11 protein-coding genes and 1 pseudogene are annotated in these 10,864 nt (G+C 67.5%); 5 read left to right on the plus strand and 7 right to left on the minus strand.

The genetic code is table 11. The features are described from left to right. Positions 1–227: 227 nt before the first annotated feature. The 5 genes from VF106_RS09940 to VF106_RS09960 are packed head-to-tail and all read right to left on the minus strand — an operon-like array spanning position 228 to position 3,575. On the minus strand, positions 228–947 hold the full coding sequence (locus VF106_RS09940) for a TetR/AcrR family transcriptional regulator (protein WP_330839328.1): 720 nt from the start codon (positions 945–947) through the stop codon (positions 228–230). Further along, entirely contained in the window at positions 944–1,408 is a 465-nt protein-coding gene (locus VF106_RS09945) for an SAM-dependent methyltransferase (RefSeq protein WP_330839329.1), read from the minus strand. The genes VF106_RS09940 and VF106_RS09945 overlap by 4 nt, the downstream gene beginning before the upstream one ends. A 2-nt stretch (positions 1,409–1,410) precedes the next feature. Further along, entirely contained in the window at positions 1,411–2,256 is an 846-nt protein-coding gene (locus tag VF106_RS09950) for an ABC transporter permease (RefSeq protein WP_330839330.1), read from the minus strand. Then, positions 2,253–3,239 carry an efflux ABC transporter ATPase subunit, DrrA-related gene (locus tag VF106_RS09955; protein WP_330839331.1) on the minus strand — a complete coding sequence of 329 codons (987 nt, stop codon included), beginning with the start codon at positions 3,237–3,239 and terminating at the stop codon, positions 2,253–2,255. The genes VF106_RS09950 and VF106_RS09955 overlap by 4 nt, the downstream gene beginning before the upstream one ends. A 45-nt stretch (positions 3,240–3,284) precedes the next feature. Continuing rightward, positions 3,285–3,575 (minus strand): antibiotic biosynthesis monooxygenase, encoded by a 291-nt coding sequence (locus tag VF106_RS09960; RefSeq protein ID WP_330839332.1) that lies wholly within the window; start codon positions 3,573–3,575, stop codon positions 3,285–3,287. Between the two features lie 60 nt (positions 3,576–3,635). On the opposite strand from VF106_RS09960, the gene VF106_RS09965 reads away from it, so the two are divergent. Together VF106_RS09965 and VF106_RS09970 are read left to right on the plus strand one after the other, a co-directional pair. Continuing rightward, positions 3,636–4,286: a TetR/AcrR family transcriptional regulator gene (locus VF106_RS09965; RefSeq protein ID WP_330839333.1), complete on the plus strand. Its 651-nt coding sequence runs from the start codon at positions 3,636–3,638 to the stop codon at positions 4,284–4,286. A 1,254-nt stretch (positions 4,287–5,540) separates the two neighbouring features. Further along, positions 5,541–6,377 carry a galactose-binding domain-containing protein gene (locus VF106_RS09970; protein WP_330839334.1) on the plus strand — a complete coding sequence of 279 codons (837 nt, stop codon included), beginning with the start codon at positions 5,541–5,543 and terminating at the stop codon, positions 6,375–6,377. Between the two features lie 217 nt (positions 6,378–6,594). Here the strand turns inward: VF106_RS09970 and VF106_RS09975 are convergent, their stop codons facing one another. Continuing rightward, positions 6,595–6,900 (minus strand): hypothetical protein, encoded by a 306-nt coding sequence (locus VF106_RS09975; protein ID WP_330839335.1) that lies wholly within the window; start codon positions 6,898–6,900, stop codon positions 6,595–6,597. A gap of 744 nt (positions 6,901–7,644) precedes the next feature. Between VF106_RS09975 and VF106_RS09980 the strand changes: the two genes are divergently transcribed. Next, complete coding sequence (locus tag VF106_RS09980; RefSeq protein ID WP_330839336.1) at positions 7,645–8,922, plus strand: serine/threonine-protein kinase; 1,278 nt, start codon at positions 7,645–7,647, stop codon at positions 8,920–8,922. On the opposite strand, the gene VF106_RS09985 is transcribed toward VF106_RS09980, so the two are convergent. Continuing rightward, positions 8,919–9,218: a hypothetical protein gene (locus VF106_RS09985; RefSeq protein ID WP_330839337.1), complete on the minus strand. Its 300-nt coding sequence runs from the start codon at positions 9,216–9,218 to the stop codon at positions 8,919–8,921. The two genes, VF106_RS09980 and VF106_RS09985, sit on opposite strands and share 4 nt — an antisense overlap. Positions 9,219–10,606: 1,388 nt before the next feature. Here VF106_RS09985 and VF106_RS09990 point away from each other — a divergent pair. Together VF106_RS09990 and VF106_RS09995 are read left to right on the plus strand one after the other, a co-directional pair. After that, complete coding sequence (locus VF106_RS09990; RefSeq protein WP_330839338.1) at positions 10,607–10,741, plus strand: hypothetical protein; 135 nt, start codon at positions 10,607–10,609, stop codon at positions 10,739–10,741. A 46-nt stretch (positions 10,742–10,787) separates the two neighbouring features. Next, positions 10,788–10,864, plus strand: a pseudogene (locus VF106_RS09995) (IS5/IS1182 family transposase); the annotation flags it as partial.

Here is a 10,864-nt window from a genome sequence, read left to right on the forward strand (position 1 = left end):
GGCCAACCGCAACGCGAGAACCGGGGCGGGATCCTTCCAGCAAACGCTGTTCTGGCTCGGTGAGGTCCTCAAGACGGATGTCCACCACGACCGAACAGCATTGAGGAACCTGCCCGCCTCCGCAATGCACCCGCTTTACCCGGTCGCGGCAATGGGACGGCCCGGTTCGGGGACACAGCCACCGGTCACCTTGAGGACGACGTCACTACTCGGGATGCCTGGGCAGGTCAACCGCCGGGGTTCGGCTTTGAGGCGGGGAGGACGGCGGCTAGTCCGTCGAGGACACGGTCGAGTTGCCAGGTGAATTCGGTGTCGGTGTTGGGGTGGGGCTCGCTCTCGTTGACGATCCGGCTGGTATGAGGGTGGTTGATGGGCTGCTGCGGGGAGGTTGACACGGCGGGTGGCACGGACGGTTCGCCGCGTCGGTCGGGCATGCCTCGGCGGCGACGCCGGTGTTCCTCGGTTTGCACGAAGCCGTGCACGAACGACAGCAGGGTGTTGATCGCGTTGACCGTGAGGGGTGTGGGTAGGTCGAGCCGGTCCAAAACAGCGTGGGCGAACGCGGTTGTGGCCATGGCGTGGGGGCTGAGGGTGGGGCGGGTCGCGGCCAGTTGGGGTAGCCAGGGGTGGCGTCGTGCGGCCGTGCGGTGGGCGTGGGCGAGCGCGGTGAGGTCCGCGCGCCAGTCGCCGCTGGGTTGTTCCGGGGGTGGGCTGGTGCCGATCGCCGCGTCGACCATCAGGTCGTGCAGTTCGTCCTTGGTGCGGACGTGGCGGTAGAGCGACATGGTGGCGCAGTCGAGTTCGGCGGCTATCCGGCGCATGACGACCGCCTCGACGCCTTGTCTGTCTGCGATGGCGAGTGCGGCGTCCACGATCCGCTCGACGGTCAGTGGTGTGCGTGTCGGCGTGGCTGGTCGGGGCGAGACCAGCGCATGGTCGGTGTTCATGGGAGGAAGTAGTCGGTCATGAGCCGGTCGGCCCATTCTGGTTGCCGGATGCCGGCGGGTTGGAATTCGATCATGGTGGGTTTGAGGTCGATGACCGGTGTCCCGGTTGTGGCGTCGAGTCCGAGCACGGCGAGTTCCCTGCCGTTGACCGAGGTGATGCGGCAGGTGGTGATGCCGAGGCGGTTGGGGCGGTGGGGTCCTCGGTCGGCGAACACGCCCACCTCCGGCAGGTCCGCGCGACCTCGGGGCCGGCGTGGCCGGTAGTCGGACCGTTCGGTGGTCTGGTCGAAGAGGAACATGATGTCGACGTGGGAGAAGTCGGCCAGGCCGCGTAGGCAGTCCTCGCCGAACCGCTCGTTCACGGTGATAGTGCTGGTGACGGCTCCCCAGTGGTCGGTCATGGCGATGTCGGTGCGGTCGTTGCGCACTGTGCCGATGGGTGTCACGACGAAGTGCGTCATCGTCAGGTCCGGCTGCGGTAGAGCCGCATGGTGACGGGCCCGAAGACCGCGACGAGCAATGTGGCGGCGATGAGTACCCAGCCGATCTGGCCGGTGTCGGGGGTGCCGTGCATCAGGCCCCGTACCGCGTCGACGAGTTGGCTGACCGGGTTGTACTCCACGAACGCCCGGAGCCAACCGGGCATCGTCGCCGGGTCGACGAAGACGTTGCTGGCGAAGGTGAGCGGGAACTGGACGAGGAAGCTGATCGTCGACACGGCGGCCGGTGTGCGTAGCACGATCCCGAGCGTCGCCCAGATCCAGGACAGGCCGAAGGCGAACGCGAGGACGAGCGCGATCGCCAGCAGTACCCCGGTGACGCCGCCGGCCGGCCGGAATCCCATGGCCAGTCCCAGGGCGAGGACCAGACCCGCGGCCAGCAGGTTGCGGCCGGCGTCGCTGATCAGGCCACCCACGATGAGGGCCGGCCGCCACACGGGCATGGAGCGGAAGCGGTCGATGACGCCCCGGCTGATGTCGGTCTTGAGGTTGACGCCGGCGTAGACGGTGATGAGCAGCACGGCGAAGACCATGGTGCCGGGCAGGAGGAACTGGAGGTACTCGCGGGTCGAGCCGGCCATGGCGCCACCGAACAGGTAGGTGAACATGACCGTGAACAGGATCGGGATCATGATGGCGTCGGCGAGCTGCTCCGGGACGTGCTTGATCTTCAGCAGGGCGCGCCCGGCGAAGGTCAGCGATGCCGACAGGCGGCCGGCCCGAGGTGGCCGCGGCCGGGCCGACAGAGTGCTGTCGAGCAGGCTTGGTAGGGGACCCGCGGATGATGTCGGTGCTGGTGTCGTGGTCATGCCGCGTTCTCCTGGTCGGCCCCGGGGTCGTCCCGGTCTTCGGTTCGGTGCCCGGTGAGGGTGAGGAAGACCTCGTCGAGGCTGGGTTGGCCGAGAGCGAAGGTGGTGACGTCGATGCCGGCCTCGGCCAGGCGGGCCAGAGCGTGCGCGGCGCGTCCGGGGTCGTCGACCCGAATCGACAGGCTGCCGTCGGGTCCGGTGTGGACAGCGGCGTCGAGGGTCTCGGTCAGGAGCCGTTCCGCCTCGCAGCGGTGAGTCGGGTCCGGGACGCGGAGCGCGACCGTGCCGGCGCCCACGGACGCCTTCAACTGGGCGGGTGTGCCTTCCGCGATGAGCCGGCCTCGGTCGATCACGGCGATCCGGTCGGTGAGCTGGTCTGCTTCGTCGAGGTACTGCGTGGTGAGCAGGATGGTGGTGCCTTCCTGGGCCAGGGCGCGGACGATGTCCCACACCTGGTTGCGGCTGCGTGGGTCGAGGCCGGTGGTCGGCTCGTCGAGGAACAGCAGGTCCGGGCTGATGATGATGCTCGCGGCGATGTCGAGGCGGCGGCGCATGCCCCCGGAGTAGGTCCTGGTCACGCGGTCGCCCGCTTCGGTCAGGCCGAAGCCGTCCAGCAGTTCGACGGCCCGGGCTTTGGCCGCGGATCGCGTGAAGCCGAGCAGCCGGCCGAGGATGGTGAGGTTTTCCCTGCCGGTGAGTTCCTCGTCGATCGAGGCGAACTGGCCGGTCAGGCTGATCCGTGCCCGTATCCGATCGGCCTCGGTGACGACGTCGTGGCCCAGCACCCGAACGGTGCCGTCGTCGGGTCGCACCAGGGTCGCCAGCACGCGGATCGTCGTGGTCTTGCCAGCCCCGTTCGGCCCGAGGAAGCCGAACACACCGCCTCGGGGCACCACGAGGTCCACCCCATCGACCGCGCGCGTCGCCCCAAAGTGCTTGACCAGGCCCACAGCCTCGACAGCTGGCTCGGGACTCGTTGTCATCGCTGTACTCCATATCGAGTGGTTGGAAAGGAACGCGGCCGCCGTTCAGCGTTCGTCGACGAGTTCGACCTCTTCCCCGGTGACGTCGGCGACCAGAGCGAACGCCGCCGCCGTCTCGGGCCGGTCCGCAACCGCCTGGCGAGCCGTACGCAGGTGTTCGGCGGAGTCCCACTGCCAGATCCCGACCCACGTCCGGTCGTCCAACCGGCCCAGCCGCGCCTCAGCGAGCCCAGACGCCGCCGACCTGATCGCCGACACCAGCGCCGCGTGCCGGGCCCGCACTTCCTCCGCGGCAGCGGGATCTGCCGTGAACCGGGTGATCGCGACCATCGTCATAGCTAAACTCCTTCGCTAGAGTTCACTTCTAGTAATTGACTCTAGAGGTACGCTACAGCCGTGACCGATGTCAAGCGAGTGAACAAGCGAGCCGAGAAGGCCAAGCAGACGCGTCAGCGCATCCTGCAAGCCGCACAGGAGTTGTTCGTCCAGAACGGCTACGGCGCGACGAACCTCCAGGACATCGCCGACCGGGCGGGGGTGGCGGTGCAGACGATCTATTTCGTGTTCAGCAACAAGCGGACCCTGCTCAAAGAACTCGTCGACGTCACCGTCGCCGGCGACACCGAACCGGTCGCCACCATGGACCGCCCCTGGTTCACCGACGCCCTGGCCGCCGGCACCGCCCAGGAGATGCTGGCCGCCTACGTCGCGGGCACTGGCGCGGTCCTGGCCCGGACCGGCCCGGTCATCCGCGTCGTGGAAGCCGCCGTCGCCAGCGATCCGGACGTCGCCGCGCTGTGGCCACGCGACGTCGATCAGCGCCATGTCGTCCACCGCGCGGCAGCCGAGACGCTGACTGGGCTGCCGGGTATGCGCGCGGACCTGACGGTGGACGAGGCGGCCGACCTGCTATACGGGCTGCTCAGCCCAGAGCTGTACGTGCTGTTCACGCACCGGCGCGGCTGGGCACACCAACGCTGGCAGCACTGGGCCACCCAAACCCTGCGGACCCAGCTCTGCTCAGACGAGCCGCGGAACCACGCGTGATTGATCGGACGACCAACGCGCTCCATCAGTCACGCGCCGCGCAAGAACCTGACGGCCCGCCGATGAGCGGCTTTCCAGCTAACGGCCCTACCCGGCCCAACCGTCTCAACCAAGTCACACTCGCGCCGACGGCGGGCAGCGCGCCCTGCGCTCGAAGCAGCGACTTGCTCGGCAAGTGGTGCCGCCCACGGTGCTTGCCAAGGCAGTCACGGTTCGCCGGTTGGTGAGCGCCCAAAACCCTCCGCGTGCGCCTGCACACGGAAGTGCCCGGCTGGCGCCAATGGCCAACAAGTCGAAACCGTGCACAGAGTCGAGCTTGACGTCAAGCCACCATCTCGGCCCGTGTGGCACCACACGGGTCTCCGTGGCCAACGCCAGCCGCTCTGGAATCGACAGCACCGCCACCTGCCCCACCACCTTCCGGAGGTGGCATTTCGACTGGTCATGACTGTGCCATGTGGAGTGTCGGCTTGCCGACCGACCTAATTAGACCAGGTTCGGTCGTCCAAGGCGTGTCCTCCTTCCGAGGACTATGTGGACTGTGCGCGGTCACCATGGCCATGCTTGGCGGGGCCATCCTTGGAGGGATGACGAGTTCGGGTGACGTCCTGCGGCTTGGTGATGTCCAATGTGGCCAGCGAGCACGAGGCAGGGACAAACCCACGGTACGTGTGCGTCGGTGATCGACAGGTGAACGTCCCCTGATGTCAGGGCGGGCCGGATTCCTAACCGGACTTGGTCGACGATCACGGGTTAACTGCGGCTGTAGTAACAGTTATGCCGGCTGATTACGGCGCTGGCGGCATTGATGTCCGCTGGCATGCGAGCGCGTTCGGCCGGGACGTCGCGCACGACTCGTGGCAGAAGAGGATGCCTGAGGCTGTCCTACGCGGTCGGTGCCAGCGGTGGTTCGCCGGGTAGCCGGTGATGATCGAGTTCCGTGGCGGTGGACCAGTCCCAGAGGAGGTCCGCGGGTGGTGAGTAACGGAGCTTCACGTCGAGCACGGTGTTCTCCTGCGCCCCGTTCCTCGACCATGGCCTCGATCCGGCATCCTGGGTCCCACGCCAGGAGGATCCGGTCACCAGGCCGACTGTTCTCGGGAGCGGGCACCCGATCCACTGGCTGCGACGTCGCCACCCGCTTCGCCGTCACCTCCCGGGCGGGGGGCAACTCGACCTGCGCTACCCGGGGCTGAACGGCGCCGTGGTGAAGGACTCCCGAGGGCGGATCGTCCACTACAGCGGTGCAACGAGGTGTTCACTCGGCCCGCGCGCGTCTACGACACGAACGGACGGAACGTCACCGCCCAGAGGTCGAAAGACACCCTGAAGTTCCCCGTGTGCCCGGGCGGGTCGTATCGGATCGTCCCCCAGGTCGTCGTCACGGCGAGTGCCCCGGCCGGGACCGTCCTGCCCGGCGCGTCGGTGCCGGTCACCGTCACCGTTCAAGCCCGCGACGTCACCGACATCCCCGGGACCGAACTGACTGTCAAGGCACCGGAAGGGTGGGAGATATCGCCTGCCACCCAACAAGTCGCGCCTGTCGTCGCCCAGTCGAAGGCCGACGTCACCTTCGACGCCAAGGCTCCCGCCAACGCGAAGAACGGAACCTACGACGTAACCGCTTCGGTCACGGCGAGGGGATGGACTGTGAGCGTTCCTGTCACGATCGCCGTGGAGGTACCGGACTACGCCGCCTCGGGCGAGGCGACACAGTCGAGCACCCTCGGCGACGCCGGAGCGGATCGCGCGATCGACGGGGACACGAACGGCGCGTACTCCGCGGGCTCGGTCAGTCACACCGCCCAGTCGCCGGAAAGCGCCATGAACCAGCCGAGGTGGCAGGTCGACCTGGAAGCGGTGAAGGAAATCGACACGGTCAACGTGTGGAACCGGACAGACAGCCGCTGCGTGCAACGTCTGAGCGACTTCTACGTCCTGGTCTCGGAGCAGCCGTTCGGGAACGACGACCTCGCGACACTTCTCCAGCGCGGTGACGTCACCGCGCAACGGTTCACCGCACCCGGCACGGTCCCCGGCTCACAACGGCGACATTCACCGACGATGCCCGCTACGTCCGGGTCCAACTGACCTCCACCGGCGTTCCCCCACACCTCGCCGAAGTGGAGGTGTACCCGCCGGCGCCCTCGGCTCCCTGAGATCTCGCGAGGCAGAGGTCGGGTCCGGATCGTCGGCCGCGCCAGGCTCGGCACAGCGGTCCGAGGAGCGTCCGAGTACCGACACTCCGCGGACCGATGGCTCCTTACCGTTCGATTCCCGGCGCGGGCCGGTTACGGCTTGTGTTCAATCAGGGTGCGCCGACCCGACCGCAGGTGCCGTCCAACTTGTGTCCGAACAGTGCCGGATTGCTGAGATCGGTGAAGTCGTCAGTGATCACGGTGAGCGCGCGCAGACTGCTCTGATCAGAGTGAGATCCCACGCCTGGTGTCTGGCCGACCGGATCGGCGACGTCGCCGAGCGGGTGGTTGGCGTCGGCGGTGGCGTTCGCGCAGTCGGCGGACTCGACGATCGGGTGAATCGTCGCCGACGCGATCCCGGGGAACGCGCCGAAAGCGAGGACGATCGCCCCGCCTACGAAGACAGTGCGCTTCATGTAGCACACCTCCACATCTGGAACTACGGATATTGGTGGATCTGCTTCGTCGGCCGAGGACGGCGCGGTTTGTCCGAGCAGGTGTGCTGGGGAGCAGGGACGCGCCGCCGATGTGGGATACCTCGCGTTCGCTCCTCGCGATCACCCGGGGTGTTCTATCCGTAGTGAACGGCGGCAGGTCCCTGCCAGCCCCAGGCCGTTCTGCGGGTCGTCCGCGACGGCCAAGGCTTGTTCCTTTTCTGTCAACTGTGGACCAACGAAGTGTTGGCCCTTCATGGGTCGCGGCCGTACTGGGTCCCGTTACCTTTCCCCGGGCGCCGGCTCGCTTGCCGACGCGATCGGCATTGCTTGGCTACCACCCGAATCGGCCGCGATCACCGCGAGCACCGAAGTGACTACAGTGGCCGATCGACGGACGCGAAATCAGCGGAGTCACCGCCGTCGGCGTACCGGTCCGCGACATCGAGGTCACCGCCCTTCGGGGTCGGCCGCGTAGCACCGGGCCCGCGAGGGGAACCTTCGTGCCAGCGGGCGATGGCCCGAACGCGCCCGTCACCACACCGCACCCCGAAGGTGCCCACCGCACGAACTGAACCACCCGGCCATTGCCGTGGTCTGACCACGGCGGTTCCGCTTGTCGCTTGTCCACGCATCAGGTCCACTAGTCAGGCGGATGTTGACAGCCCAACCCGCGTTGGACACTGCCGAGCCTCCAGAGGGTCTGCGGCGGAGAGGAGTTCGTGGGTGAGGTTGGACGACACGCGCGTGACCCTCCTGGGTGGCCGCTACCGGCTGGGCGCGTTGTTGGGACGTGGTGGCGCCGGCAGGGTCCACGAGGCGGTCGACGTCATGCTCGGGCGGCCGGTCGCGGTGAAGATGTACCAGGCCGGCGGCAACGCGGGGGGACGGTACCGGTTCGCCGCGGAGGCACGCCTGCTCGCCGGTCTGACCCATCCAGGACTGGTCACCGTCTACGACGTCGGCCTCGACGCCGATGAACTGTTCCTGGTCATGCGGCTTGTCGACGGGCCCACGCTGCGGGAGCTGCTCGACCGCGGCCCGTTCGAACCGCCCGCCGTGGCCCGCATCGGCACCCAACTGGCCGACGTGCTGGCCTACCTCCACACCCACAACGTCGTGCACCGCGACATCAAACCCTCCAACGTGCTCGTCGACGCCTCCGGCGCCTGCCACCTCACCGACTTCGGCCTCGCCAGAGCACTCGGCGCCGCCCACCTCACCGTCACCGGCGAGTTCGTCGGCACCGCCGCCTACGTCGCCCCCGAACAGATCACCGACGTCGACACCGGTCCACCCGCCGACATCTACGCCCTGGGCCTGCTGCTACTCGAATGCCTCACCGGCCACACCGAGTACACCGGCACCACCATCGAGACCGCACTCGCACGCCTGGCCCGCCCGCCCCGAATCCCCGACACACTCCCCTCCGCATGGCACACGCTGCTGAGCGCGATGACCGCTCAGAACCCCGGCAACCGACCAGACGCCGCGCACTGCGCGGAAACACTCGACGCGATCACCGACGGCCGTTCCGACGCGGTCACCCCGCCGATATCCCAGCCACAGCCAGCCACCGCCGGCCACTCTGACCGGCCACACCCGGTCACGACACGGCTGGGCCGGCTTCGCGGCCGACCGGCCCCGCGCGCGGTCCCCGCCGGCCTGACAGCGTTGGCTCTGGCGGCAGCATGCGCGTTCGCCGCCTCGCCGACCACCGCCATCCCCGGCATGCCCACCGGAATCCCTCACCGTCAGCAGACACCGAACACCTCGGACACGGTCGCGGACGCCGTGCCCCCACCCCTACCCACCAGCACCAGGACACCAACAGCGACGAATCGGCACGACAACCCGACACCCGCCGACTCACCCAACAACACCACATCGTCGACCACACAGACCGCTCCCACCACGACAACAAGCAACTCAAACAAAGGGAACGGCAAGCAAGGCAACGAAGGCGCGGACAAGACGAACGGCAAGAAGAACGGCCAGAGCTAACCCGTCACACCGCCTACGGCGTGGCGCTGCTGGAGCCCGAAACCTCTCAGCCGGGCGGCGGTCGCCGCGATGGTGCGGCAGGCGCTGTGGCCGGCCCGAGCCGGCCGTTCGCGCCCTGCGGCGATCGCGGCCGCCGCGGCATCCACGGCCAGGCCACCGAGTCTGTGGGTGGTACCCCGCCGGATGGTGCCCGCGAGCGAACGACGCGACATCCGCAACCCGTCCGCCAACGCCGACTCCAGTGCCGCCAACGCGACGGCCGGGCCGCCGATGTCGACCATGATGTCGCTACCCACGACAACGCTCCGGTGTCGACAGCCGTCCGTGCTGGAAGCGCTGCGTCGCGATGGATCTGTCGTGGTCGCCGCTTCCCAGCTCGATGATGTTGATGAGTGGCGTCGAACAGTTCGGCAGGCATGCCGTTCGGCTGGGTTACGGGTTCGGACAGGCATCAATGCCTATGGTGCCGTGTGGGCATATCACGGCAGCGCGGCCTACACCGGCGACCGCCTCAACAAGCAAAACCTTGACTCCGATAGAGGTCTTGATGGGTGCTGGGCCAGCATCGCGCGTCCCATGTCGTCACGACCGCTGCCCGGACCGGAGGTGCTCATCGGTTCAGGATGGCGGCCCGGTCCGCGTCGGTGCAGGGAGTACAAGGCGAGCCAAGGCGGCAAGGCGATCCTCAAGGACATCGGGCGCGACCTGCTGCCTGTCGAGATGGTCGACCGTCCCAAGGGCTACTTCCCCATGCCCGCGCTCACTCGGCTCGACAAAAGCGTCCTCGACATTGCGACGAATCGTAGAATCTCCGTAGGGACCCGTGACCGAGGTGGACCATGGACGATGTCGGCGTGCCTGCGTACTTATGCGAAGTTACCAATAACTACGGAACCTGGGGTGGCACGATAGGTACGAGAACCATGTCAGCAGTGACCACGCTCGCCCCGATTCCGGAGGACGGGGAGTACTCGCATGAAGGCTCAGTGGAATGTCACCGGTGTCATCGCATGGTCGTCATCCACAAGTACTCGTTCGACAGCGAGGCCGCCAGGAACGGCGGCAGCGGGAGCGCGTCGCCTTCGCGGTTGGTGCGATCGTGTTTCTGGCGCTCAACGTCTGGGCGGCATGGGCGGTGAACCCAGTGTTTCTGATCCTCTCATGGCTGCCCGCACTGGCAGTGGCAGCTGTTATCGGGTCCTATGTGCTGCGGCCGACCAGGCGGACCCCGCATTCACACAAGCGGCCCGCTCTGGTGTGCGTCGACACTGACGCAGACCAGCCGAGCAACTCGAAATGCGGCCATCACCACGCCAAGTACGGCTGACACGAGTCAGGATCCGGCTTGATCGTCTCTGGGGCGAGAAATGGACCGAGGTCTGAAACCGGACAGCAGGACTGCAGCCGGGGCTGGCGATCTGCGAGTTTGAAGCAACCGCAGTGGTTGGTCACAAACCGCACTGTCCCTGCGTAACTTGCCGAAGGATCGGAAGCTGGCGACCTCCAATGCCACCGACCAGGAGGGTGCGGCGTCTTTCCTCGGTGCCGGCCAGGCCGATGTCGTTGGCGCCGTGCAGTTTCGCGATCTGCCCGGCCGGCCGCGCACCCGGGCGGGCGGTCCCCGATAGTAGATCCACCAGCGTTCTTGGTCGCGCTGCGCATGGCGAACCGGTTGGTGGGGCGGATGAAGCGGCTGCGTGCGCACACGCTGGCGATCGCGGACGAGCGCCTATCGGTCATCGTGCGCCGGTTGCGGGCCGGTGAGCTGGACGCGGCGGTGTCGGAGGTGCCCAGGGTGGACCTAAGGGTTGTCACGTAACCCCGGATGCGCGGCTGGCCGGTCGATAGTTGATCATGTTGTTGTGGTGCAGGTGATCACAGCGTCGAGGTCGGAATGGATTGCCCCGTTCACCGGGTTGGAACCAGGCCAGTTCCGCAAGCT

The organism is Actinophytocola sp. (assembly GCF_036378875.1).
In the GTDB taxonomy this organism is placed as follows: Bacteria; Actinomycetota; Actinomycetes; order Mycobacteriales; family Pseudonocardiaceae; genus Actinophytocola.

Excerpts from the sequence above, each read along its gene's own strand:
- VF106_RS09940 (WP_330839328.1), bottom strand. The coding sequence starts at position 947 with ATGAACACCGACCATGCGCTGGTCTCGCCCCGACCAGCCACGCCGACA.
- VF106_RS09945 (WP_330839329.1), bottom strand. The coding sequence starts at position 1,408 with ATGACGCACTTCGTCGTGACACCCATCGGCACAGTGCGCAACGACCGC.
- VF106_RS09950 (WP_330839330.1), bottom strand. The coding sequence starts at position 2,256 with ATGACCACGACACCAGCACCGACATCATCCGCGGGTCCCCTACCAAGC.
- VF106_RS09955 (WP_330839331.1), bottom strand. The coding sequence starts at position 3,239 with ATGACAACGAGTCCCGAGCCAGCTGTCGAGGCTGTGGGCCTGGTCAAG.
- VF106_RS09960 (WP_330839332.1), bottom strand. The coding sequence starts at position 3,575 with ATGACGATGGTCGCGATCACCCGGTTCACGGCAGATCCCGCTGCCGCG.
- VF106_RS09975 (WP_330839335.1), bottom strand. The coding sequence starts at position 6,900 with ATGAAGCGCACTGTCTTCGTAGGCGGGGCGATCGTCCTCGCTTTCGGC.
- VF106_RS09990 (WP_330839338.1), top strand. The coding sequence starts at position 10,607 with ATGAAGCGGCTGCGTGCGCACACGCTGGCGATCGCGGACGAGCGCCTA.